Here is a 23990-nt window from a genome sequence, read left to right as displayed (position 1 = left end):
CAAGGGGCGGCCTGTCCGCCCCTTGGGCTCCAATTGGCCCCCTTTTGCACTTTGTCATCTACTGACAGGCTGAGTTTCAGCAAACTGTCCACGAAGGAGATGTCTTCCATGGCGACCAAGGCTTCCCGATCCGCAGCTCGACTAATGATGGCCCCGGCTGTGATCCTGCTCTTGGGCTGGATGCTGGTCCCACTGATCATGACACTATGGTTCTCGTTCAGAACGTATTTGCCCCTGCGTGGTGGCGATAAAGGTTGGACCGGTTTTGACAACTATGTGCGGTTTGTGACCTCAAGTTCTTTTTGGCCAGCGGTGCAGACCACCTTGATCATTGTTGTCGGTGTATTGATTATCACTGTGGTTCTGGGCATCCTCCTTGCGATGTTGCTGGATCAGCCGATGTGGGGACAAGGCATCGTGCGTATCCTTGTGATCGCCCCGTTCTTTGTCATGCCGACCGTATCCGCGCTGGTTTGGAAAAACATGTTCATGGACCCTGTGAACGGCCTTTTTGCTCATTTGTGGCGGCTCTTTGGAGCCGAACCTGTCAGTTGGCTGTCTGACGCAGCGATGCCATCCTTGATCATGATTGTCAGCTGGCAGTGGTTGCCATTTGCAACGCTGATCCTTTTGACCGCGTTCCAATCGCTTGACAGTGAGCAGCTTGAAGCCGCTGAAATGGATGGCGCACCTTTTGCCAAACGCTTTTTCTACATCGTCCTGCCGCATCTCAGTCGCGCCATTACCATCGTGATCCTAATCCAAACGATCTTCCTGCTCGCAATCTTTGCAGAGATTTTTGTGACCACAGGCGGTGCATTCGGCACACGGACGTTGTCCTACCTGATCTTCCAGCGCGTATTGGAAAGCCAGAATATCGGCCTCGGGTCCGCCGGTGGCGTCTACGCCATCATCCTCGCAAACATCGTCGCGATCTTCCTCATGCGGATCGTCGGCAAGAATTTGGATCATTGATCATGGCACGTTCTGTTTCCCCCCGTCGCAAACTGATCAACACCACCGCCGCTTGGGCCATTGGATTGCTGATCTTCTTCCCGATCTTGTGGACCATACTGACGTCGTTCAAGACAGAGGGGCAAGCAATTGCCAGCCCACCTATTTTTCTAGGCTTCGATTGGACGCTGGAAAACTACAGGACCGTGATGGAGCGGTCAAACTATGGGCGGTTTTTGTGGAACTCGATCATTATCGCGGGCGGCTCGACCATCCTCGGTCTGATCATCGCCATTCCTGCAGCGTGGTCGATGGCTTTTGTGCCCTCCAAGCGGACCAAGGACGTTCTGCTTTGGATGTTGTCCACCAAGATGTTGCCTGCGGTCGGTGTGCTCTACCCGATCTATCTTCTGTGTATTCAGCTGGGAATTTTGGACAATCGCGTCGCTTTGGTTGTAATCCTGATGCTGATCAACCTGCCGATCATTGTTTGGATGCTTTATACCTACTTTCGCGAAATTCCGGTTGAAATCCTAGAAGCCGCGCGCATGGACGGTGCGACTTTAAAGGAAGAACTGCTCTACATCCTCACCCCGATGGCTATCCCCGGGATCGCATCAACGCTCCTGCTGAATTTCATTCTGGCTTGGAACGAAGCCTTCTGGACGCTGAATTTGACAGCCGTAAATGCAGCGCCCCTGACAGCCTTTATTGCCAGCTATTCCAGCCCTGAAGGTCTGTTTTTTGCCAAACTGAGCGCAGCTTCAACCATGGCAATCGCACCAATCCTCATCCTTGGCTGGTTTAGCCAGAAACAACTTGTCCGTGGCCTGACGTTTGGCGCGGTGAAATAAGGAACCTGACTTATGGGACAAATCGAACTCAAACAGGTCACCAAAAGCTTTGGCGACGTACAAGTCATTCCGCCTCTTGATTTGACCATCCACGACGGCGAATTCACCGTCTTCGTCGGCCCCTCCGGTTGCGGTAAATCAACGCTCCTGCGTTTGATCGCAGGGCTTGAGGACATCACGTCGGGCCATATCGAGATCGATGGAATCGACGCCACAGATCTGGTGCCCGCGAAGCGCGGTCTGGCCATGGTGTTTCAATCCTACGCACTTTACCCACATATGTCGGTGCGCAATAACATCGCCTTTCCGTTGAAAATGGCAAAGATGGACAACGCCGAAATCGACAAACGGGTGAACGCCGCCGCAGACGTTTTGAATCTCGCGGATTACATTGACCGCCGCCCCGGCCAGTTGTCGGGCGGTCAGCGTCAACGCGTCGCCATAGGCCGTGCGATTGTCCGCGAGCCGTCGGCGTTTTTGTTTGACGAGCCGCTCTCAAACCTAGATGCAGCGTTGCGTGTTGGCATGCGGATGGAAATCTCCGAGCTTCATGCAAAGCTTGGCACGACCATGGTCTATGTGACCCATGATCAGGTCGAGGCGATGACTATGGCTGACAAGATCGTTGTGCTTCAGGCCGGTGTGATCGAACAGGTGGGCTCTCCTTTGGAATTATACCGCGCGCCGCGAAACACCTTTGTGGCGGGCTTTATCGGATCTCCGAAAATGAACCTGCTCACTGGGGATGAAGCCGCCAAACACGATGCCCACACGATTGGTTTTCGCCCGGAACACATCGATGTCGTTGAAAGCGGTGGGCAATGGCAGGGCACTGTCGGCGTGGCAGAGCATCTTGGATCAGATACATTCTTTCACATCCACAACACGGGTGTGGCGAAAATCTTGACTGTACGCGCGATTGGCGACGTCAGCCTGAAACACGGCGACACGATCCATCTGACGCCACGCGCCAGCGAAATGCATCGTTTCGACGCGGAAGGATTGCGGATCGTATGAACCGGCTTGCTGGTAAAACCGCTTTGATCACAGGTGCAGCCCAAGGCATCGGGCTGGCCTTTGCCAAGGCTTACATGGCTGAGGGCGCGCGTGTCGCGTTGGCGGATATAGATGAGGGCCGCGTTTTGGCTGCGGCAGCCGAGACCGGTGATGCCGCCATAGCCGTGCATATGGATGTGACGGATCAGTCCAGCATTGACGCAGGCGTTGCAACCACTGTGGATGCCTTCGGACAGATTGATATTCTGATCAACAACGCCGCGATTTTCACAGCCGCACCGATAGAACAGATCACCCGACAACAATACGCACGCGTTTTTGACATCAATGTCTCCGGTACACTGTTTACACTGCAAGCCGTTGCACGCCATATGATTGATCGCGGTATCAAAGGCCGCATTATCAACATGGCCTCTCAGGCGGGGCGGCGTGGTGAACCCCTTGTGGCGGTGTACTGCGCAAGCAAGGCTGCGGTGATCAGCCTGACCCAATCGGCGGGATTGAACCTGATCCAACACGGAATTAATGTGAACGCCATTTCCCCTGGTGTGGTGAATGGCAAGCATTGGGATGGTGTCGATGCTCTTTTTGCCGAATACGAGGGCAAGGCTCCCGGCCAGAAAAAGCAAGAAGTTGGTGAGGCCGTGCCATTTGGACGGATGGGCACTGCGGAAGACTTGACTGGAATGGCGATTTTTCTGGCCAGCGATGATGCCTCCTACATTGTGGCCCAGACCTACAATGTTGATGGTGGGAACTGGATGAATTGATGAAAGTGCCAAATCATATCCCGCCAACGATCAAGCTGTGCAATACATCGTTGGGTAATTTGCCCGCTGGGGTTTCGATCCCGTCATATGATCGGTCAGCACTGACCCCTGGCATCGTTCACATTGGTCTGGGCAACTTTCACCGTGCACATCAGGCATGGTATCTCCACCGGCTGATGCAGCAGGGGCTGGCACAGGATTGGGCCATTATGGGTGCGGGCGTCAGACCGAATGATGAAGAACAGCGCCTGAAACTGATGGCCCAAGACTACATGACCACGCTGATCGAATTGTCGCCAGAGGGATTCAATGCCGAAGTTGTCGGCGCAATGACTGACTATATCCCGGTCCAGCAGGACAACGCGCCGCTTATCGCGCAGATGGCGCTGGCCGAGGTCAGGATCGTGGCGCTGACTGTGACGGAAGGTGGCTATTACATCGCACCTGTCACCAAAGAATTTGACAGAACACACCCCGATATGGCCTTTGATGCTGCGCATCCCACAAGCCCGAAAACAGCGTTCGGCGCGATGGTCGCAGCATTGCGTCTCAGACGCGACAGCGGGACCGGGCCTTTTACCGGCCTGAGTTGCGACAATCTGCAAGGGAACGGCAATATGCTGCGGCAAACCGTGGTTTCATTGGCGCGGATGTCCGACCCGGACCTGGCCGAATGGATTGATACAAACTGCACCTTCCCCAATTCGATGGTCGATTGCATCGTGCCAGCGACAGGACCGAAAGAACGCGAACTCGTACGCGCCATTGGCATAGATGACGCTGTTCCCGTGACGCATGAGAAATTTCGCCAATGGGTGATCGAGGATGATTTCTGCGCAGGCAGGCCCGCGTGGGATCTGGTCGGCGCGACCCTGACCGACAAGGTGCACGACTTTGAGGCCATGAAAATTCGCATTCTTAATGGCGGGCATCAGGTTATCTCTGGCATCGGGGAGCTGCAGTCGATGGCAACAATCGCCGACTGTATGGCCAATGAAAGCGTTGCGACACTGTTTACCAAGCTTGCGCGCGAAGAGATTGCACCGTTTGTAAAAGCTGTCCCCGGCATGACCCCAAACGCATATGTAGATTTGATTGCGCAGCGGTTCTCAAACCCGCATATCGTTGACACGACACGTCGGGTGGCCTTCGATGGGTCTTCGCGCCATCCTGGCTTTGTGATCCCCTCCATTCGCGATGGAATATCCGCTGGTACGCCGATCGACGGCCTTGCGCTGGTCTCGGCTGCATGGGCCCGCATGTGTGAAGGCACGCGCGAAGATGGGACACAGATTGAACCCAATGACCCTTTCTGGGATGATCTGCAAAGGACCGCCAAATTAGCGCAGACCAATCCCGTGGTCTGGCTCCTACAAAGCCAGTATTACGGCGATCTGGCCAAGGAACCCCGCTTTGCCAACGCCTTTTGCAAGTGGCTACAGATGATCTGGGCGGAGGGAACGGAAGTGACCATCGACGCCTATCTGGCGGAATGAAACTGCGCTTTTCTCAAAGATTGCGGCGTAGCACGTCGATAAAAGCCACGGAACTGCCGTGCCATCGAAAGGCAAAAAGAGATGATCCTATGTTGTGGAGCAGCCTTAGTAGACATGATCCCAGAGCCTACCGTTTCCGGGCGAGGGGGGGCGTAGCGCATGCGGGCGGAGCCGTTTTAACACCGTGATAGCACTGGGACGCCTGCAGACATGCCCTCCTTGTAGAGCAACGTAACGGTGTTGTCCTTCGGAGGTATTAGTCTCGCCTGTGGGCCGGGTGCTGATGCGTATGCGTGGCTGCAGGAAAGTCAGGGTCGCACCTGCGCGGTGATGCTCGATCCCAAAACCGCCCCCGCTTTATTCAAGACGCAGATCGCTATTGGTTGCTGCTGGCAGGAAGATCACTGCTGCCGACATCGTCAAGGTTTCCGAAGAGGATCTGAACTGGGTCATCAAAGCGCAGTTAAAGGAACTTGGCTAAGCTGACATTCCCGATATCCTCAACTGCAACGACAACATTCCATATTGGGAATTGATGTGCCGGATTATCGCCCCCCAAGGAGCGATCTGTCTTGTTGCCGGTACAAAGGCAAAGTTGGACCTCGACTTGTTCATGGCGAAAAGCAATTGCATAAATTACATGTTGATGTTCACACGCTCACTTTTCCAAACCAAAACGATGCAATTGGTTGAAGCTATGCCGCAGAAAAGCCGATTATCTCAAGTGCCGCTGCTTTGCTTGCGCGTTCGATCTCGCTGGCTGCAGAGCCCGCTCCCACGGCTCGGGCCAGTGTCAGTCCGCCAATGAGCGTTGAAAGAAAGGCCCATGCTCGGCCTTCTTGTTGATCTGCCGCGGCGGTTTGCGGTAAATGTATTGCGATCTCTTTGACGATACGGCCCATCATTGCAGCATATTCGGTTTGCACTTCGGCCTCTGCCCTGACGACTTCGGGCGTCAGGCTGGTCATTGCACAACCGCCTTCAAGATCAAGCCGATGATCTTGGCCAAGATAGTAATCCGCAAAAGCTGCGGGCCATTGGTCGCCGTGGGCTTCGCGGTAGGCAGGCAATGCGGCAAGGACCTCTTCCAGACCCGCGACGAGAGCCGCGCAAAATGCTTCGTTCTTGGACTTTAGATGAGAATAGAAGGCACCCGATGTAACCCCGGCGTCTTTCGCAATGGAGTCGACCCCGATCCCGGCATAGCCCTCCCTTCGGAACGCTCGCCCCGATGATTCAAGCAGTTTGGCTTTGGTCGCTTCGGATTTTTTCATAATCAATTCAAGCCTCTGTAACTAAATATATCGATCGTTATATTTTTCGATTGACGCAAAATGCCAGTCGAGTTAGCAATATATAGAGGTCGTTATATTTCGACTTCCACCCCAAGACAACCACCAAGGTAGGTGGTGCAAATCTTAAGGAGATGACGACATGGCCTCACGTGTGCCCCGGCACGCGCCCGGGAATGCTGTACCGCTTTCACGGCGCAAAGTTGCCACAGGGATGGCCGCAATTCCCGTTGCGGCACTGGGGTTTTCGGCCCTCGCCGCTCGCTCAACTGCACAGACCAACCAAAAGGAACATCAAACCATGCGTGCCAACGCCTTTGTTTACACCGAATTGCAAGCCTCCCTACCGTTCAACAACGTCCCTTGGCAAAAGCTAAATGCTGCCATCGCCGCCCAACCGGGGTTTATCGACAAAACGTGGTTGTCGGGGCTGGGCAACAACTCGGTTGGCGGGCTTTATGGTTTTGCCAGCGTCGAAGATTCCTTGCTGTATTGCACCGATTTCTTCCCGGCACTGGCCCGTGATTTTGGCGTGGCCCAAACCACCCGCGTCTTTGACAATCAGGCAACCGCAGAGGCCAGTGCAGCCATGGATGCCCCCCATTTCGGCGGGCACGTCACGTCCGAGCCGGGCGCATTTGTCTACACCGAAGTGCAGGTTTCAGTGCCGTTTGAAAAGGCACCTTGGCGCGACCGCAATCCGGTTTTGCGCACGCAAAAGGGGCTGCTATCCAAAGTCTGGCTTAGCGGGCACAACACCCACACGCTAGGCGGGCTAGACGCATTCGACACAGTCGAAAACGCATTGGACTTTGCCATCAATGCCTTCCCGAAAACCACAGCAGCGATGAACGCTGCCTTCTATACGCGGGTGTTTGATGCGCGTGTCACCGAGGACGCGAGCCGCGACCTCAATTCTCCCTACTATCTGTAACTCCCCAAAAATGAACGGAAATACTATGAAACTGAATTCTCTCTCTGGTGCCATTATGGCCCTTGCGATGTCATCAACAGCAGCGATGGCGGCTGATTGCTTTGAAATGGGCGGCGTGGCGATCCCCAACTTCTTTGGCGAAGGCGACGGCCAGCCGACGATCATCTCGGCCGCTTTGACAGGTGCCGTTCAGAATGCCGCCGGAAAGATCACCGCCACCCGCGAGACCGAAACGGGCCTTGAAATGGACATGGAGCATTATTTTGGTCGCGACGACGGGGGCGCCTTCCAAACCAAGGACTTGGGAGTTTTGACTGCGGTGCCAGGCAAGCCGGGTCGCTTTATGATCGAGATCACCTACGACATTCAACCCGACGTCACACGCGGCACGATGAAAGGCTACTCTGGGCAGTTCAACAGCTATGGTCTTGTCGATTTGCGTGACAACGACAACCTTGTCGGGCTGGTCCGCTACCAAGGCGAAATCTGCCGTTAAAGTTTCCATCTGGGGGCGGATACGGTCTGCCCCCAGTCCATGATTTCTTCAGGTGCGCAAACATGAATACCAACCTAAACGCCACTAAGACCCCACACGCTATTCTATATACCATGATCCGTGTCCAAGACCTTGACCGGTCGCTGCGCTTCTATTGTGATGCTTTGGGCATGCGGGAAGTGCGTCGCGAGACGTTCACAGACGCGGAATTTACGCTGGTTTTTGTCGGCTATCCCGACAGTGACGCGCTGATTGAGCTGACCAATAATTGGGGCGACAACAGCTACTTCCACGGGACCGGGTACGGACATATTGCGCTGGAGGTGCATGACATCCACCAAGTGTGCACTGACCTGTCCAAACAGGGCGTCGAAATTGTCAGGGCACCCGGTCCAATGAAGATGGCGTCAGATGAAACCGGTGAGCGTGAGATCATCGCGTTTGTCAAGGATCCGGACGGCTACCGGATTGAACTGATCCAAGCGTCGTAGATGTTACGTCGCGAGGGAAGGCTTCATCCGTCGTCGCGCATCTTTAATCGGTGGCCAACTTCTACGATTGCCTCGAGTGCTGGCACAAGTTCGCCGCCCAGATCCGTCAGGGCATATTCAACAGAGGGTGGCGAGGTGGGTTGAACGTTTCGCGATAGCACACCGCGCTGCTCCAATTCACTCAACCGTGCAGACAGCACCTTGGCCGAAATTGGAGGGATGTCAGTTCGTAATTCGTTGAAGCGGCGAGGCCCCGCACGTAGCGACCAAATCACATTTGCTGCCCATGCGCCCGAGATCACAGCCATGCAATGGCTCAACATGCAGGGCGGCGGCGGGCTGGGGCTTTTGTTTTTACGGACTTTAAGCGGCATTTACGGGTAACCAGGTTTCCAGAGGGTAACTGGATAATTTGGTAACTAGTGGAAACCTAGTTGTCAACGGTAAGTCTGTACGTCATCTCTTATCCATCAACCCAACCAACCGGAGCAAATACAGATGAAACTTCATTACAAACCGGGTGCGTGCTCACTGGCATCGCACATCATCCTGAACGAACTTGGCGTCTCGTTTGACCTCGACAAGACAGACACCGGAGCAAACAAAACCGAGGCTGGCGATAATTTCCTTGAAATCAGCCCGAACGGCTATGTTCCCGCTCTGATCACCGACGAAGGTGAGATCATCACTGAAAACCCAGCCGTGCTGCAATATCTGGCCGATCAATCCCCTGATGCGGGCCTTGCACCGCCGAACGGCACGTTGGCGCGCGTCCGGCTTCAGGAAGCCCTCAATTTCGTCTCGTCTGAGCTACACAAATCTTTCAGTCCGTTCTTTTCGGGAAAGGAGCTGAATGACGAACAAAGGCAGAGAGTCGAGGCTGGTGTCCACCGCCGCGCCACGCATGTTGAGCAATGTCTCGCAGACGGTCGTGCCTTTCTGCTCGGCGACACGTTCACTGTCGCAGATGCCTACGCATTCGTGGTGCTCAATTGGGCTGGATTTGTCGGGGTTAGCCTTGACGCACATCCGAAAACCCAAGCTTACGTGGCACGTATTGCGGCGCGTCCTTCCTCGATCAAAGCGATGGTTTCGGAGGGTCTGATGGAGCAGGCGGCATGACCGAGTTCGCCGCAGTATCCGGCGTGTTAGGGACCTATTTCGATGGTCTCTATCACGCAGACGCCGACAGGCTGGCCACCGTCTTTCATCCAAAAGCGATCTATGCAACGGCAGATGAGGTGCCACTGCTTTATCGCACAATGGATGAATACTTTCCTGTGGTGGTCAAGCGCGTGTCTCCGGAGTCGCGCAATGAGCCCCGGCGAGATGTGATCGAGTCGATTGAATTTGCGGGTGAAAACACTGCCTTTGCGCGCGTGCGGTGCTCCATCGGCCAGAAGGATTTTGTCGACTTTCTGACCCTTGTGCGCACTGATAACGCATGGCGGATCATGGCCAAGATTTTCCACATCACAGAACGCGAAGTCTGAAAGGAACCGATATGCCGTATGTAAACATCAAGGTGACGCAAGAAGGCGTCACCCCCAATCAGAAAAGCGAGCTGATTAGCGGCGTTACCGACTTGCTGGTGCGCGTACTCGGCAAGAACCCTGCAACAACTTTTGTTGTCATCGACGAAGTTGCGCTTGAGGATTGGGGCATCGGTGGCCTGCCGGTCGAACAGTACAGACGCGAAGCGGCGGGTTGAGCTGAATGCCAATACGCACATCTCTTTGTGATCTGTTCAACATTGAACATCCCGTTTTATTGGCACCAATGGCAGGTGTCAGCGGCGGCGCGCTTGCTGCGGCAGTAAGCAGGGGCGGCGGTTTGGGCCTGATTGGCGGCGGCTATGGCGACGCTGGTTGGCTCAAGCGCGAATTAGACGCCGCGGGTGATGCACGGATCGGGGTCGGCTTTATCACTTGGTCGCTCGCGCGCGAGCCCAGTTTACTCGATCTTGCCCTCTCCCGAAACCCTGCCGCGCTGATGCTCTCGTTTGGAGACTTCAAACCGTTTCTTCATCGAATTCGGCACGGAAACACGAAGCTAATTGTTCAGGTGCAAACACTGGACCAAGCCCGCGAAGCTGTGGAGGCTGGCGTGGATGCCATTGTGGCGCAGGGTACTGAAGCAGGCGGACACGGCGGCGCCAGAGCAACGCTGCCCTTTGTCCCGGCAGTTGTCGATATAGCGCAAGGGATACCTGTCATCGCCGCCGGCGGCATTGCTGATGGACGTGGGTTGGCAGCAGGCCTAGCGCTCGGCGCTTCGGGCGCATTGTGTGGAACCACCTTCTTTGCCAGCGATGAATCACTAGCTAGTGAAAATGCCAAACAAGCCGCTGTTCGAGCTACAGGTGACGATACCGAGCGCAGTTCAGTGTTCGACTTGGCTCGTGGGCTCGATTGGCCAGCGGGTTGGAACATACGCACCATGCGAAATGCCTTCACGCGGCGCTGGAGTGGGGACATGATTGGCCTAAAGCAAAACCTTACGGCAGAGCAGGCTCGCTTCAACGTCGCCACGACTGCGGGTGATACAGACATTGCCGCCGTGATCGTTGGCGAAGCCGCGGATCTCATTGGGAACCGTGGACCCGCGCAAGCCACACTTCATCAGATGATTTCGCAAGCCGAGGAAGTTCTACAGCGCCTCGGCCAACTCGTTGAACCCGACAAAGAGGATTGAAGGAATGCCAAAACTCAAAGGAAGCTGTCTGTGCGGCAAGGTAACATTCGAGGTCGTCAACGCGTTCGACAAGATGTTCTTATGTAGCTGCGATCAGTGCCGACAGATCACAGGGTCAGCCTTTGCATCAAATCTGTTTATAGCGGCCGAGGCGTTCAACTGGCTGGCCGGCAGCGACGACGTTGTCACATACCAAATGCCAGGGCGGGACATCTCCAAATCGTTCTGCCGGGTGTGCGGTTCCGGCGTTCCATGGTCCAACGGTGACGGAACAAAAATGATCGTTCCTGCGGGAGGCCTGCAAGGAGAGCCAGAAGTAGCTGACAAGTTCAGGATGTTCGTCGCTGAACAACCGTCGTGGTCATCAAACCTTGACCAGGTCGCTGCACATCGGGGGTTTCCACCGTAGGGCAATTTGCTTCCGCCATAGGGTTTTCCCGAGTAGCTGCCCACAGGAACAGCCCTCAATAACCAATGAATACAGTCCCTTAGATAAACTCCTTTAGAGGAAAAACCGTTGATAACCTGCTATGTCCAATACGAACTGAACCCGTCTAAAATTCCTGAGTTCGAAGAATACGCGCGCGCATGGATCCCCTTGGTCGAGAAGTTTGGCGGCACGCATCATGGGTATTATCTGCCCCATGAAAGCCCAAACGATATGGCCGTCTGCCTGTTTTCGTTCGCATCGTTAGCTGACTATGAGGCCTATCGCATAAAGAGCCTTACAGACAGCGAATGTCAGACTGCCTACCAATATGCTGAGGATAAGGAGTGTATCCGGCGCTACGATCGCCACTTCTTACGCCCATTGGACATGAAAAATTAGGCCAATCCAATCCACCAATTCTGCGCAATCAATCGCATGAAGCAGGAACTTTCCAGCCATCCATTGACGTTCCTCCGATGCAGCCAGATATTGAAATGACATTCGCACGAGCGTTGAAGGCGATCTTACGCCAAGATCCAAACGTCGACTTGATTGGTGAGATCAGGGATGAAGAAACCCAGAGATCGCTGTGCCTGCGGCTCTTCTCGGTCGATTGGTTTTGTCTACAGTTCACACGGATGACGCGCTCTGCGCAATAGAGCGACTGATTGATTTTAGTGTGCCACCCCAATCGCTCGGCGCAACACTGCGCGGCGTGCTGTCTCAGTGCTTTGACCGACGCCTGTGTAAGAGCTGCTCGGGAAGCGCATGTGAGCAGGCGCGGCTTGCGAACGACGTGGATCTGATCGCAGCCTGGTGCGTGCAAAGCCAGATACAGTGTGCCCACCGCATCCTCTGCCCTCATGTTCGTACAGAGTTTCCACGAAGTGATATAGCGGCTGTAATCGCCCAGGGTCGTACTGAGATAAAGCCAGCCCCAGCCCAAAACCTTGAGGTAAGCGAAGTCCGTCTGCGACCGCTGGTTGATGGCGGTGGTCTTGTCTTTGAACTCACCGGCGGCTTTGATCACGATGAAGGCTGGGTTGGTGATCAGATATCTTCCTCGTCTTGTTCATGTTTTGTTTTGTCAAAGTTGTTGTTTCGTACCTCTAGCGCGCGTGTCGACCTTGGTGAACGCGTCAAACGTTCTGCTTACGCTATCGATCTACGGATTTTGAAGCGCACAACGTGCCTTTATTCTACCGCGAAGGAAAGCTGGGTTTTGACCGTTTGGCCTCGATCTCCTGCGATCTTTATCGCCTCTGCAGCATTTTCCAGTGGGAAAGTACCGGTGATCATCGGCTTGACATCAATGCTGCCATTTCCAAGTAAAGCGACAGCCGTATTGAACTCTTCATGAAAACGGTGAGAGCCCAAAAAGTTTATCTCTTTGCCAACAATGACATTCAGAGGAACGGGAACGTCACCGGCTACACCGACCTGAATGATTGTTCCTAATGGAAGCGTTGCATTGATTGCACTCTGAATGGCTGGAGCCGCAGCAGAACATTCAAAGGTGACATCAAAGTATCCTTTGTCTGATGTGTAGGTCTCAAAATCCGCTGAATTGGTGGTGAGGTTGATCGTTCGTGTTGCGCCCATTTGCGCTGCAACCGTCAGAGGCAGATCTTTCAAATCTGTGACAACGATTTCACTCGCCTCTGCTTCGGCAGCCAAGGCGGCACACAAAACACCAATTGGTCCGGCCCCAGTGATCAGGACGCGTCGGTTTTTTAGATCCGGCGCGCGGTTTCTAGCGTGCAAACAAACGGCGAGTGGTTCCGCACATGCGGCTTCTGCCAGCGTCACGCCGTCTTTGACTGGAACACATTGATCTGCACCCAAAACGATCTGATCCCGAAATGCGCCTTGTTCGTGTGGAAATCTTAAAGCTGAACCAAAAAAGCGCATGGTTGTGCAGTGCTGGAACAGGCCTGAAGCACAAAACTTGCACGAACCACACGGGTGACTGGGGTTCAGTGCTACACGGTCACCGGGCCTTAGCCCGTCAACGCCCGTGCCGATCTCCCGAACGGTTCCAGCGACCTCATGTCCCAAAATAATTGGCTCTCTTACCCGAATTGCTCCGAAGCCGCCATCTTGATAGTAATGCAGATCCGATCCGCAAATCCCGCCAGCGCCTACTTGAACGCGCACTTCTCCAGCTTTCGGCGGGCTGACATCCAAGCTCTCAATTCGAATATCTTCTTTGCCGTGCAGGCGGCAGACACGTGTTTGCATGGGAATACCTATGGGATCAGAACGGAAGGCAACCACGTTGCCAATGCCGGGATGTAAGAGACCAACAACAAAACGATGATGTTGGTCGCCAGAAAGGGAAGAATGGCCCAAACAACGGGGGTGAGTGGGAGCCGTGCAATGTTCGCACAGACAAACAGACAGACACCGACGGGTGGTGTTGTCAGCCCGATCATCAGGTTCAGCACTGCAAAGGTAGCGAAGTGGAGTGGCTCGATGCCGACCGCCTGGGCCAAGGCCAATAGTGGGACGAAAAGAATGATGAGGGCGGCAATCGTTTCCATGAACATGCCGACAAACAACAACAGAATGTTAATGATTAAGATCACCAGGAACTTGTTGTCAGTGACGGACAGAACTCCGGCAGCGATTGCCTGCGGGATTCGTTCAGATACCAAGATCCACCCGAACACATTGGCGAAACCGACCAGTACCAGAATAGCAGCGGAAGACACCGCGCTGTCGATCAGGATTTTAGGAACCTGAACCAGATTTAGGTCTCGATAGACGAACGCTCCTACGATCAGCGCATAGAGGCTCGCGATCACCGCGGTTTCAGTTGGTGTCGCCAGCCCACTTAAAAGCCCGTAGATGATCAATCCAGTCATCGCCAGCGCCCAAAAGGCAGATAGGAAAGATCGCCCTAGCTCTGAAGCTCCGCGCCATTCCTGTCGAGGGAAGTTCTTTTTAACAGAGATAATGTAACAGGTGATCATCATCGCGACACCCATCAGAATGCCGGGGATGGCACCGGCAAGAAACATCTTGCCCACAGAGATACCAGAGAGTGCGCCGACGATAATCATTGGAACGCTTGGCGGAATGATCGGCCCTACGGTCGAGGAGGCTGCGGTAACGGCCGCTGAGAAATCCGCCGGATATCCGGCCTTTTTCATTCCGGGGATCATGACGCCGCCAATGGACGCCGCGTCAGCTACAGCTGTGCCGGTGATGCCGCCAAACAGCATTGACGCTGCGATGTTTGTCAATCCAAGACCGCCACGTATCCAGCCGACCAACGCGCTTGCAAACCGGATAATTCGTTCTGTAATTCCGCCGCTGTTCATCAGGTTACCGGCTAGAATGAAGCCCGGAATACTGAGCAAAACGAACACGTCCATACCCGCATACATCTTCTGTGGCATGACCACGAACGGAATATCGGCGACGAGCAAATAGGCAAAGGAAGCGACACCAAGTGTGATCGCGACGGGAAGGCCGATGATGAGGCCCATGAGAAATACGCAAACAAGAACTGCAACTTCCATCAGGAATAATCCTCTTTTTCATCAGGAAGGCCTGAGGCTCCGTCCCAAATCATCGAAACGACGCGCAGGGCTGCAAACGCGAGTAAAAGCAAGAGAAGCAAGAGAACGCTCGCGTGGACGAAATCCATCCGCAGTCCCATTGCAGGTGACGTTTGGCGCGCGCCAATCGCAGTGTATTTCCACGCGGGACCGATCAGAGCGAGGCACAAGACAACGGTAATGGATGCTGAAATCAGCCGAAGCCGTCTTGGCCATTCTCCGGGAAGGAATTCGCAGATCACATCAACATTCACCAAGTCCCCGCTAAGCAAGGACAACCCAACGCCAAATGCCGCGACATAGAGCAAGGCGTAGCGGGTTAACTCTTCAGTCCAAACAGATGATATTGCGAATGTGCGACCGATGACCTGATACAGAACTGTTCCAAGCAGCACGCAGAATGCGATCCCGATTCCGGCTCGGCAGATTTTTACGAGTATTGATTGAATGTGCTGGATCGACATGATCACCTCTTGGAAAGTAGGAGCGAGGCCGATCGACACCGGCCCCGCTCATGACATTTCAGTGAAGCTTACTGAGCGAAAAGGCCTTCGACGATTGGTTTGATTTCATCGTTAACATTTGCCAGCACGGCGTCTTTGGCCTTCGCGGCATAGGCAGCACCATCGACGTCAACAAAGGTCATGCCTTTGCCTTCAAGGTAGGCCCGATCTGCTGCGATGGACGCTTCAAAGAGGCCCCGCTCATAGGCCTGCGCAAGGGCTGCGGCTTGCGAAACTGCGTTTTGATCTTCGGCAGACAGCTTCTGCCAAGTGGACTCTGCAATTGTCAGATAGATCCAGGAGCGCACATGCTCTGTCATGTTTACGTGGCTTTGAACCTCGTTGAAGTTCGCAGAGCGGATCAACGCGAGTGGGTTTTCTTGGCTGTCAATTGTGCCGTTCTGAAGTGATGTAAACACCTCGGAGAAAGCCATCGGCCCCGGATTTGCACCCAGTGCTTTCCAAACGTCAACAAACAGCGGCACGTTTGGCACACGCATTTTCAGACCGTTCAAGTCATCAGGTGATGGAATTGCCCGGTTGGATGTCAGGTTGCGTGGCCCGCGAGCAAAGTGCGCGATGGGGCGAATTTGTGCTTTCTCGACAATCTGCGCTTTGATCTGATCGCCGATGTCACCGCCCGCAACTTCGTCCATGTGTTCAATGGATTTATAGGCATATGGAACGGCCAGCAGCGCCGCCATGGGAGCCCAGTTCTGCAGGCTTTCGCCGGTGATTGTCATATCCACGGTTCCCAGTTGCATACCGTTGATCAGATCCACCTCTTTGCCGAGGGATTCGTTAGGGAATACCTCTACCGCAATGCGTCCATCTGTCAGGCGGGACAACTCAGTGCCAAACTTAACAGAAGCTTTGTGCCATGGGTTTGACTCGTTTGCGAGATGACCAAGCTTCAATGTCATATCTTGCGCGATGGCCGCGCCGCCAATAATCTGAGCTGCGACACCCGCAGCCAGTGTCGTCATGATTGTTTTCGTTAACGTCATATTCTTCCTCCAAGATTGTATAAGTGTTTGCCTGTGTTGTCGTCACTCCGACACTTGACTAAAGAATTCAGGATTTACGGCCTGAATTTCCGGCAAATCGGTCAAGATTTCTTTGAGATGAAGTCGGATCGCGCTTTCAGCCTGCGCGAGATCTCCGGTTTCAATGCAATCTACAACTGCCTTGTGCTGTGCGATCAGCTTGGGCATGGGAAAAAAGCTGAGGCTTAGGAAACGCACACGATCCATCTGTGACTTCAGCCCCTCGACGAACTTCCACGCGCCGGCATTGTCTGATGCCTCTGCCAGTGTTCTATGAAAGCGCTCATCCAGCCGGATAAACTGTGCGGGGTTCCCCGCTGCCACACGTTCTTGCTCGGCAAGTTGCGCACGTAGTTCGCGCACAAGCACGGGGTCAGAACGTGTGGCCAGCAATTTCACAATGTCAGCTTCAATAGCTTCACGAACAAAACGAGCCTGCAGAACGGCTTCAGAGTCGATCTTCTTGATAACGGTGCTGCGTTGGGGTCGTATCGAGATCAACCCTTCCTCTGACAGCTTTATGAATGCTTCACGAACGGGCTGACGGCTGATCGAATAGTATTTAGCGACTTCTGGTTCAGAAATCTTACTTCCGGAAATTAGATCATTTCGGACGATCCGTTCACGCAAAATCCGGTGAAGCTGTGGCCCGATTGGAGACTCTGGATCAAGGTCCCAAGCTCTATCGCGTCGTAATTGCATCGATCATCCTCCCACAACACCTATGCTCCATACTTCCATACAAGTCAATCTTCTTGTATGGAAGTATGGAGCATGGCACAGTTGGAACAGCACGCAAGCCATCCGCGGGATAATGGAGAGTGAAAATGAGACAAACCTGGAGGTGGTTCGGGCCGAACGATCAAGTCACACTGCACGATATGAGACAGGCCGGCGTTGAGGGCGTTGTTTCGGCACTGCATCACATCCCCACCGGAGACATCTGGACACTCGCAGAAATTGCTCAGCGGCAGAAAGAGATATCATTGCATCGCGACGGAACACCTTCGGGGTTGCAATGGGATGTCGTTGAAAGCCTGCCCGTCTCTGAAGACATTAAGAAGCAACAAGGTGACTGGCGCGAACATGTAGCCAATTACAAAGTAAGTCTTCGCAACCTTTCCGACGCCGGGATCGGGGTTGTTTGTTACAATTTCATGCCGGTCCTCGACTGGACGCGCACAGATATCGAACACCGCCTACCCAATGGTGGAACTTGTATGCGGTTTGACTGGCATGATTTTGTCGCCTTCGATGTGCATATTTTGAAACGGCCAGGTGCTATCGACGAATACTCAGAAACACTGCTCGATATCGCGAAAACACGCTACGCGGCTATGGATGACGCCACACAAGATAATATTGCTCGCAACGTTGTTTACGGTTTGCCCGGCGCTGCAGAAACATTCTCACTGGACGACGTGCGGCAACACATTTCCGAATACGCGATCCTGTCCGAAGACGGGCTTCGCAACAATTTGATTGCCTTTCTTGAGCAGATCACTCCGTTAGCGCAGGAACTTGGAATTAGGCTTTGCTGCCACCCCGATGACCCCCCCTTCCCATTGCTTGGCTTACCTCGGATCATGTCTACCGAGGCGCAATATCGTAAGGTGGTGGATGCCGTGGATCTTCCGGCAAACGGTATCACATTGTGCTCTGGCTCATTGGGCGCCAGACCCGACAATGATTTGCCGGGGATGATGCAGCGACTAGGGGATCGTGTGCATTTTCTTCATCTGCGCAACGTTGCACGTGAGAGCGACGACATTCGCGGTTCGTTTTACGAAGCGGAACACCTTGATGGTGGAACAAATATGGTTGCCCTCGTTCATGCCGTTTTGAATGAGGAAAAGCAGCGGCGCACGGATGGGCGTACAGATTGGTCCATTCCGTTCCGGCCCGACCATGGTCAGGACATTCTTGATGACCTGCACCGCAAAGCGCAGCCAGGCTATCCTGCGATCGGTCGTTTAAAGGGGCTTGCTGAACTGCGCGGTGTCATAGCTGCCCTAACTTATGTTGACAGGGCCCCGACATGACAATGGAAAGACTGACTGCGTCATCAACGCTACCTGCTGACGTGCGCCAGCCCGCCTATGTCCCCAGTGAGCACGGATGCGGGATCGTTCATTTGGGGCTCGGCGCGTTCCATAAGGCACATCAGGCAGTTTACACAGATGATGCATTGGCAGCAGCGGGCGGTGATTGGCGTACAATCGGCGCAAGCCTGCGAAGCCCCAAAGCGGCCGAAGAACTTAACCCGCAAAATGGACTGTTCACGTTGATTGAGCGCGGTGTCGACAATACCTCTGCGCGTGTCATTGGTAGCATCGCAAAAGTCATAGCCGCCAAGGGAAACTCTGAACAGCTCTTGGAAACTCTCAGTGATCCGCGCATTCGCATTGCCTCTCTGACAGTGACAGAAAAGGCTTATGGCATCGAACGTATGTCGGGTGGCATTGACACAAGTCACCCCGCTGTGGCGGCAGACATCTTAAGCCCAGACAGTCCGGTCGGTGTATTGGGAATATTGGTTGCGGCCTTGAAGCGGCGATGCGACGCCGAGACAAAGCCATTCACTGTACTGTGTTGTGATAACCTTCCAAACAACGGCGCGTTCGTGCGCGCGGGTGTTCTTGAATTTGCCCGCCGAATTGATCCCGCACTTGCTGACTGGATCGAGGCACAGGTTTCGTTTCCTTCGACTATGGTGGACCGCATTACACCAGCTGCGACGCAAGCCACGCTGTCCGAGGCCCGCGATCTAACAGGCTGCTCAGACTTAGCCGCTGTTGAAACGGAGCCTTTCAGCCAATGGGTCATCGAAGATGACTTCCCAACCGGGAGACCCGCTTGGGATGCCGGGGGGGCATTGTTTGTAAAGAATGTGGCTCAATACGAGAATATGAAGCTCCGCATGTTGAACGGCACCCATTCTATGTTGGCATATGCCGGCTTTCTCTCAGGTCGAGACTACGTCTGCGACGTCATGGCCGATCCCGATCTGGCAAAACTTGTCAAACGCCATATCATTGCGGCCTCTCATACGCTTGATCCAGTCCCGGGTGTGGATTTGAACACCTACGCTGAGTCCTTGCTCCAAAGATTTTCCAACCCAAATATCCGCCACGAGACCTATCAAATTGCAATGGATGGAACGGAAAAGCTTCCCCAACGGATCTTCGAACCAGCGATTACAGCAATGGAAAGAGGCCAATCGATAGCGCCATTTGCTTTCGCAACTGCGGTATGGATGCGCTATTGTTTAGGTAGAACGGATAACAATGCTACTTTTGAGCTTCGTGATCCCAGGCAAGACCAGATAGAAAAAAGTGTGGGGACAATCAAATCTCCAGATGAAATAGCTACGCGTTTATCTGGCCTTGATGGTTTCATGCCAAAGGAGCTTATTTTGGACCAGAGCTGGAATTCAGCGGTGTCATCTAAATTAGCACTGATGCTCGACAAAGGCATGCTGGCTGCTCTCCACAACGAAGCGAAGTAAATAAATCTGTGTATTGCGACGGTTCCATTCGCCCGTGCACCGAGGCTCACTCAAATCAGCCTGTATGAGCGGCCGCTTTGGTCAAGTTTGCAACGCACCCAAATGGTCGTCGCTGCAACTGCGATGAGATGCGGCGCAAGTAATAGCGACACCTGCAGAGGTCTGCATTTCGATCATCGTCGCGTCGCGCAGGGACGGATCGTTCCGAGCCTTGGAAAACACTGTTTAGCCCATGCTACTGCCGCGGCTTCGCTCACCGCGCAATGCCCGCCCGCGGTCATGAACATAGCTCCACAATGCAATGGCGACTGATAAGAAAATGTAAAGAGTTCCCAAAGCGACCACTACGGAGCCGGAGACAGGGCCAACAGCGGCCCTTTCGAAGACTTCCGCAACAGAAAGTGCAGGTTCAGGGTGCACAATAAGCTTGCCCATGTAGGCAAGCGCTTGAATCAACAAAATCCAGAGATACGTGCTTCGAACTCTCCGGCCAACTGAGACCATCAGGCTGACGTGGTATTTCGGCCTCCAGTAATCCTCTGCCAGCGTTTTTTGCCAGTTTTCTTCTAGGTGCAAATCGCCGTCGTCCAGCATCGGGGCGTAAAAATGTGTTTCCATCCAGCGGCAGCGGGCGCGCCAGACATTGAAAAAGCGATACCTACGTGCTTCGACCATCAGAAAGAACAAAAGTAACACGCCGACGAGAACAAGTGGCAGTGCAGATGCTGAGGGCGCGGCAAAGGTGATCGACAAGGCGATCCCCAATGTCACCACGGCCCAATTTGTTGTGGTATCCAATCGCGTCCGCCAGATTGTCGAGCGGTAGACCTCCGCCCGGTAAAGATGCGCTAACGCTCCAATTTCGGCGGCACTAAGATCTTTTCGTTGCTTGCTATCCGTGTCCGGGCTCATCGTTCATTCCTTGTCAGATCAGTTAGATATTACATGGCGAGGTTTTTCGGTCAAAGAACGCGGCTCGAGCGATTAGTGCAACTCTGCTTTGGGTCCATTTTACGGACCTCTTTACGACGGTTCAGAATTCCTTTCAGCCGCTCCGATCGGCGACTTTGGCGCGCAGCGCCGTCATTCCAAACGCAAAGATTCTACATCTTCCAAAACTAAATGCCGGGATCGAATAATTCCCTGCATTTGCTTGCCCTATCCGCCCGCGAAGGGATGTCCTGCTCATGGAGATGACTTCAATCTCACAGACGCTATTGTCAGCTGCACCGCTCTCTTCAGTTGAGATCGTGCAGTATAAATACTCGCATCAGAAATTTATCTCAGCAGGTTCAATGCGGTGCCGCGGCCCCGCATGGTGCTGGCGCCCGTGTGAAGGTCGCCGAGGTTGGTTCGAGCTGTAGGCTGCAAACGGTCATGGATGGGTTCGAAGCTGTGTTTCTGGAGAATTCTGAGTTTACGAAGAGTGTCGCGTTCTTCGTTCATCAGGATGCGTCCCGCATTCCAAATGCGCGAATTCACAGGAGGTGTCCAGAGAGTCCCTATATCTACAATCCGACTCCTGCAGCATGAGGGATTGAGCGGTTGTCATCAACAAATTGATTGACGTACCTCAAATTGCATTTTACCGTGATGAACAGGGGGAGTCGAAGATGAGTGGACCGACAGTTCATGACGTTGCGAGGACAGCTCAGGTGAGTCTCGCCACGGTGGATCGTGTCCTGAACAATCGCGGCGGCGTGTCGTCCAAAGCCGAAGCGAAGGTCAAAGCTGCCGTTGCCCAGACAGGCTACGTGCGCAACATGGCCGCTGCAAATCTGTCGCGTCGTCGTGTCTATCGGTTCTGTTTCGTTGTCCCGTCAGGTGACACGGGTTTCGTTGCATTGCTGCAGGCCGCGCTGGAGCGTGAGCGCAGCAGACTGGTTGAGGAGCAAATCCTGATCCAGATCATTCCGACCCACGCGTTCGACGTGGCCGGACAGGTTGCGGCACTGCGCGATCTAGACTGTGACGCTGTTGCGATCATGGCAAGTGAAGCGCCAGAAATTCAGGAAGAAGTGAGCCGCCTACGCGCGTCGGGCGTGCGGGTTGTCACCCTTGTCGCGGATCTTCCCCAGTCTGATCGCGAAGCCTATGTGGGGCTTGATAACGTCGCAGCCGGCCGCACAGCTGCGGAATTCATGGGGCGTTTCCTAGGGGCGTCAGGTGAGGTTCTGATGATTGCGGGTTCGCTATCGTCCCGCGACCACAATGAGCGCCTTATGGGGTTTCGGCGGGTCATGCAGGAGCGTTTCCAGCACCTGACGCTGTTGCCAGCGGTTGAGGGAAATGACGACGCACAAAGTGTTGAAAGGCTGGTGGCCGAGGCATCCGCTGCGCGGCCTTTGGTTGGAATTTACGCCATAGGTGCAGGCAACAAGGGGTTGGTGCGCGCCGTCCAAAAGGCCGATGCCAAACCCGTCACCATCGTTCATGAACTGACCCCGACATCGCGCCAGGGTTTGCGTGATGGGACCATTGATCTGGTGCTGGACCAAGACACCTCCGCCGCCGTTGTGGCCGCTGTTCGCATCATGCGCGACCTGACCGAAGGGCGCGAGGTGTCAGCAGAAACCGGAAAAATCCGATTAAACATATTCAGCCGAGAGAACATCCAATGAGCAGATACTTCGCCGACATCGAACCCGTTACCTTTGGGGGGGCTGACAGCGCCGACCCCATGGCGTTTCGCCACTATAACCCGACCGAGATGTTGGGCGACAAAACGATGGCCGAGCATCTGCGCTTTGCGGTCTGCTACTGGCACAACTTCGTTTGGGAAGGGAATGACCCGTTCGGCGGGCAGACATTCGAGCGCCCTTGGTTTCCGGCGGATACGATGGCTCTGGCCAAGCAAAAGGCAGATGATGCGTTCGATATGTTCCGCATCCTTGGCGTGCCGTATTTTTGCTTTCACGACCATGACGTGCGGCCCGAAGGGGATAGCCTGAAGGAAAGCCACGACCGCCTGAACGAGATGGCGGATTACTTCGCGGAGAAGATGGCGAATGGCGGGCCGAAACTGCTCTGGGGCACCGCCAACATGTTCTCGAACCGGCGGTATATGTCGGGGGCATCCACCAATCCCGACCCAGATGTGTTCGCCTATTGCGCCTCGACCGTAAAGAGCTGCATGGACGTCACCCACCGCTTGGACGGCGAAAACTACGTGCTGTGGGGCGGTCGCGAAGGCTACGAGACCCTGCTGAACACCGATCTGGACCGCGAGTTGGAGCAGATGGGCCGGTTTCTAAGCATGGTGGTCGAGTACAAACACAAGATCGGCTTCAAAGGCGCGATCCTGATCGAGCCGAAACCGCAGGAGCCGACCAAGCACCAATACGACTACGACGTGGCGACGGTGTACGGGTTCCTCAGACGATTTGGGCTGGAAGATGAGGTTCAAGTGAATGTGGAGCAAGGCCACGCGATCCTTGCCGGCCACTCGTTCGAGCATGAGTTGGCGATGGCGCGGACTTTAGGGATTTTCGGCTCCATCGACATGAACCGCAATGACTACCAATCGGGGTGGGATACGGACCAGTTCCCGAACTCGCCGTCAGAGGCGGCTCTGGCCTATTACGAGGTGTTGAAGGCTGGTGGATTTACCACCGGCGGCACGAATTTCGACGCCAAACTGCGCCGTCAGTCTTTGGATGCCAGCGATCTGATCGCGGCGCATGTGGGCGGGATGGACGTCTGCGCCCGTGGCCTGAAATCGGCGCACACTATGCTGGCCGACGACGCGTTGGAGGCCCCGCGCCGCGCGCGCTATGCGGGTTGGGAGGCCGATGCGGCGCAAGCGATGTTGGCCGAAGGGGCGACACTGGACGGGATTGCCGCAAAGGCCGAGGCCGCGGGCCTGAACCCGCAACCCGCATCGGGGCAACAGGAAAAACTTGAAAATATCGTCAACCGTTACGTGTGACGGCAAGGAGG

26 protein-coding genes and 2 pseudogenes are annotated in these 23990 nt (G+C 54.4%); 19 read left to right on the top strand and 9 right to left on the bottom strand.

Annotated features, from left to right (window positions below; translation table 11 throughout):
• The first annotated feature begins 108 nt into the window (after window positions 1–108).
• From BCF46_RS17760 to BCF46_RS17740, 5 genes are read left to right on the top strand one after another with little or no spacing between them, the layout of a single operon-like run.
• Window positions 109–975: a carbohydrate ABC transporter permease gene (locus BCF46_RS17760; protein WP_121027592.1), complete on the top strand. Its 867-nt coding sequence runs from the start codon at window positions 109–111 to the stop codon at window positions 973–975.
• 2 nt (window positions 976–977) lie between these two features.
• The gene (locus BCF46_RS17755) at window positions 978–1808 is read left to right on the top strand and encodes a carbohydrate ABC transporter permease (RefSeq protein ID WP_121027589.1); all 831 of its coding nucleotides are present in this window, start codon (window positions 978–980) and stop codon (window positions 1806–1808) included.
• A gap of 12 nt (window positions 1809–1820) precedes the next feature.
• Entirely contained in the window at window positions 1821–2825 is a 1005-nt protein-coding gene (locus BCF46_RS17750) for an ABC transporter ATP-binding protein (protein WP_121027586.1), read from the top strand.
• Complete coding sequence (locus tag BCF46_RS17745) at window positions 2822–3595, top strand: L-iditol 2-dehydrogenase (protein WP_121027583.1); 774 nt, start codon at window positions 2822–2824, stop codon at window positions 3593–3595. The genes BCF46_RS17750 and BCF46_RS17745 overlap by 4 nt, the downstream gene beginning before the upstream one ends.
• Window positions 3595–5091: a mannitol dehydrogenase family protein gene (locus BCF46_RS17740; protein ID WP_121027580.1), complete on the top strand. Its 1497-nt coding sequence runs from the start codon at window positions 3595–3597 to the stop codon at window positions 5089–5091. The genes BCF46_RS17745 and BCF46_RS17740 overlap by 1 nt, the downstream gene beginning before the upstream one ends.
• 695 nt (window positions 5092–5786) lie before the next feature.
• Here the strand turns inward: BCF46_RS17740 and BCF46_RS17735 are convergent.
• Window positions 5787–6365 carry a TetR/AcrR family transcriptional regulator gene (locus BCF46_RS17735; protein ID WP_121027577.1) on the bottom strand — a complete coding sequence of 193 codons (579 nt, stop codon included), beginning with the start codon at window positions 6363–6365 and terminating at the stop codon, window positions 5787–5789.
• 160 nt (window positions 6366–6525) lie between these two features.
• On the opposite strand from BCF46_RS17735, the gene BCF46_RS17730 reads away from it, so the two are divergent.
• The 3 genes from BCF46_RS17730 to gloA all read left to right on the top strand — a co-directional run bounded on the left by BCF46_RS17730 (window position 6526) and on the right by gloA (window position 8304).
• Window positions 6526–7317: a YdhR family protein gene (locus tag BCF46_RS17730; protein WP_211332838.1), complete on the top strand. Its 792-nt coding sequence runs from the start codon at window positions 6526–6528 to the stop codon at window positions 7315–7317.
• A gap of 25 nt (window positions 7318–7342) precedes the next feature.
• Window positions 7343–7813: a hypothetical protein gene (locus tag BCF46_RS17725; RefSeq protein WP_121027574.1), complete on the top strand. Its 471-nt coding sequence runs from the start codon at window positions 7343–7345 to the stop codon at window positions 7811–7813.
• A gap of 62 nt (window positions 7814–7875) precedes the next feature.
• Window positions 7876–8304, top strand: coding sequence for a lactoylglutathione lyase (gene gloA, locus BCF46_RS17720; RefSeq protein ID WP_121027571.1), 429 nt, complete (start codon window positions 7876–7878; stop codon window positions 8302–8304).
• Window positions 8305–8327: 23 nt separating this feature from the next.
• Here the strand turns inward: gloA and BCF46_RS17715 are convergent, their stop codons facing one another.
• Window positions 8328–8612 (bottom strand): winged helix-turn-helix transcriptional regulator, encoded by a 285-nt coding sequence (locus BCF46_RS17715; RefSeq protein ID WP_245990224.1) that lies wholly within the window; start codon window positions 8610–8612, stop codon window positions 8328–8330.
• A gap of 190 nt (window positions 8613–8802) precedes the next feature.
• On the opposite strand from BCF46_RS17715, the gene gstA reads away from it, so the two are divergent.
• The 7 genes and pseudogenes from gstA to BCF46_RS20240 all read left to right on the top strand — a co-directional run.
• Window positions 8803–9426, top strand: coding sequence for a glutathione transferase GstA (gene gstA, locus BCF46_RS17710; RefSeq protein ID WP_121027565.1), 624 nt, complete (start codon window positions 8803–8805; stop codon window positions 9424–9426).
• Window positions 9423–9797, top strand: a complete 375-nt coding sequence (locus BCF46_RS17705) for a nuclear transport factor 2 family protein (protein WP_121027563.1) — start codon at window positions 9423–9425, stop codon at window positions 9795–9797. Before gstA ends, BCF46_RS17705 begins: the two co-directional genes overlap by 4 nt.
• Window positions 9798–9808: 11 nt before the next feature.
• Window positions 9809–10015, top strand: coding sequence for a tautomerase family protein (locus BCF46_RS17700; RefSeq protein WP_121027560.1), 207 nt, complete (start codon window positions 9809–9811; stop codon window positions 10013–10015).
• Between the two features lie 5 nt (window positions 10016–10020).
• Entirely contained in the window at window positions 10021–10998 is a 978-nt protein-coding gene (locus BCF46_RS17695; protein ID WP_121027557.1) for an NAD(P)H-dependent flavin oxidoreductase, read from the top strand.
• 4 nt (window positions 10999–11002) lie between these two features.
• The gene (locus BCF46_RS17690) at window positions 11003–11407 is read left to right on the top strand and encodes a GFA family protein (protein WP_121027554.1); all 405 of its coding nucleotides are present in this window, start codon (window positions 11003–11005) and stop codon (window positions 11405–11407) included.
• Between the two features lie 108 nt (window positions 11408–11515).
• On the top strand, window positions 11516–11827 hold the full coding sequence (locus BCF46_RS17685; RefSeq protein WP_121027551.1) for an NIPSNAP family protein: 312 nt from the start codon (window positions 11516–11518) through the stop codon (window positions 11825–11827).
• Window positions 11828–11904: 77 nt separating this feature from the next.
• A pseudogene (locus BCF46_RS20240) lies at window positions 11905–12218 on the top strand (ATPase, T2SS/T4P/T4SS family); the annotation flags it as partial.
• On the opposite strand, the pseudogene BCF46_RS20005 reads toward BCF46_RS20240, so the two are convergent.
• The 6 genes and pseudogenes from BCF46_RS20005 to BCF46_RS17650 form a co-directional block, all read right to left on the bottom strand.
• Window positions 12198–12482, bottom strand: a pseudogene (locus tag BCF46_RS20005) (DDE-type integrase/transposase/recombinase); the annotation flags it as partial. The pseudogenes BCF46_RS20240 and BCF46_RS20005 sit on opposite strands and share 21 nt — an antisense overlap.
• Window positions 12483–12622: 140 nt before the next feature.
• Complete coding sequence (locus BCF46_RS17670; RefSeq protein ID WP_121027548.1) at window positions 12623–13669, bottom strand: L-idonate 5-dehydrogenase; 1047 nt, start codon at window positions 13667–13669, stop codon at window positions 12623–12625.
• Window positions 13670–13677: 8 nt separating this feature from the next.
• Entirely contained in the window at window positions 13678–14955 is a 1278-nt protein-coding gene (locus tag BCF46_RS17665) for a TRAP transporter large permease (RefSeq protein WP_121027545.1), read from the bottom strand.
• Window positions 14955–15497 carry a TRAP transporter small permease gene (locus BCF46_RS17660; protein WP_342768445.1) on the bottom strand — a complete coding sequence of 181 codons (543 nt, stop codon included), beginning with the start codon at window positions 15495–15497 and terminating at the stop codon, window positions 14955–14957. The genes BCF46_RS17665 and BCF46_RS17660 overlap by 1 nt, the downstream gene beginning before the upstream one ends.
• Before the next feature lie 29 nt (window positions 15498–15526).
• Window positions 15527–16504 carry a TRAP transporter substrate-binding protein gene (locus BCF46_RS17655; protein WP_121027542.1) on the bottom strand — a complete coding sequence of 326 codons (978 nt, stop codon included), beginning with the start codon at window positions 16502–16504 and terminating at the stop codon, window positions 15527–15529.
• Between the two features lie 42 nt (window positions 16505–16546).
• Window positions 16547–17245 carry a GntR family transcriptional regulator gene (locus tag BCF46_RS17650; RefSeq protein WP_121027539.1) on the bottom strand — a complete coding sequence of 233 codons (699 nt, stop codon included), beginning with the start codon at window positions 17243–17245 and terminating at the stop codon, window positions 16547–16549.
• 125 nt (window positions 17246–17370) lie between these two features.
• Between BCF46_RS17650 and uxuA the strand changes: the two genes are divergently transcribed.
• Complete coding sequence (gene uxuA, locus BCF46_RS17645; protein ID WP_121027536.1) at window positions 17371–18585, top strand: mannonate dehydratase; 1215 nt, start codon at window positions 17371–17373, stop codon at window positions 18583–18585.
• Window positions 18582–20051, top strand: a complete 1470-nt coding sequence (locus BCF46_RS17640) for a mannitol dehydrogenase family protein (protein WP_121027533.1) — start codon at window positions 18582–18584, stop codon at window positions 20049–20051. The genes uxuA and BCF46_RS17640 overlap by 4 nt, the downstream gene beginning before the upstream one ends.
• 225 nt (window positions 20052–20276) lie before the next feature.
• Here BCF46_RS17640 and BCF46_RS17635 read toward each other — a convergent pair whose 3' ends face one another.
• Window positions 20277–20963, bottom strand: coding sequence for a DUF2270 domain-containing protein (locus BCF46_RS17635; RefSeq protein WP_121027530.1), 687 nt, complete (start codon window positions 20961–20963; stop codon window positions 20277–20279).
• A gap of 701 nt (window positions 20964–21664) precedes the next feature.
• Between BCF46_RS17635 and BCF46_RS17625 the strand changes: the two genes are divergently transcribed.
• Window positions 21665–22672 carry a LacI family DNA-binding transcriptional regulator gene (locus BCF46_RS17625; protein ID WP_121027525.1) on the top strand — a complete coding sequence of 336 codons (1008 nt, stop codon included), beginning with the start codon at window positions 21665–21667 and terminating at the stop codon, window positions 22670–22672.
• Complete coding sequence (gene xylA / locus BCF46_RS17620) at window positions 22669–23979, top strand: xylose isomerase (protein ID WP_121027522.1); 1311 nt, start codon at window positions 22669–22671, stop codon at window positions 23977–23979. Before BCF46_RS17625 ends, xylA begins: the two co-directional genes overlap by 4 nt.
• Window positions 23980–23990: the final 11 nt, after the last annotated feature.

Source organism: Litoreibacter meonggei (genome assembly GCF_003663885.1).
Classification (GTDB): Bacteria; Pseudomonadota; Alphaproteobacteria; order Rhodobacterales; family Rhodobacteraceae; genus Litoreibacter; species Litoreibacter meonggei.
Note: the sequence above shows the minus strand (reverse complement) of the source record. Positions and strands in the feature narration are given on the sequence as shown.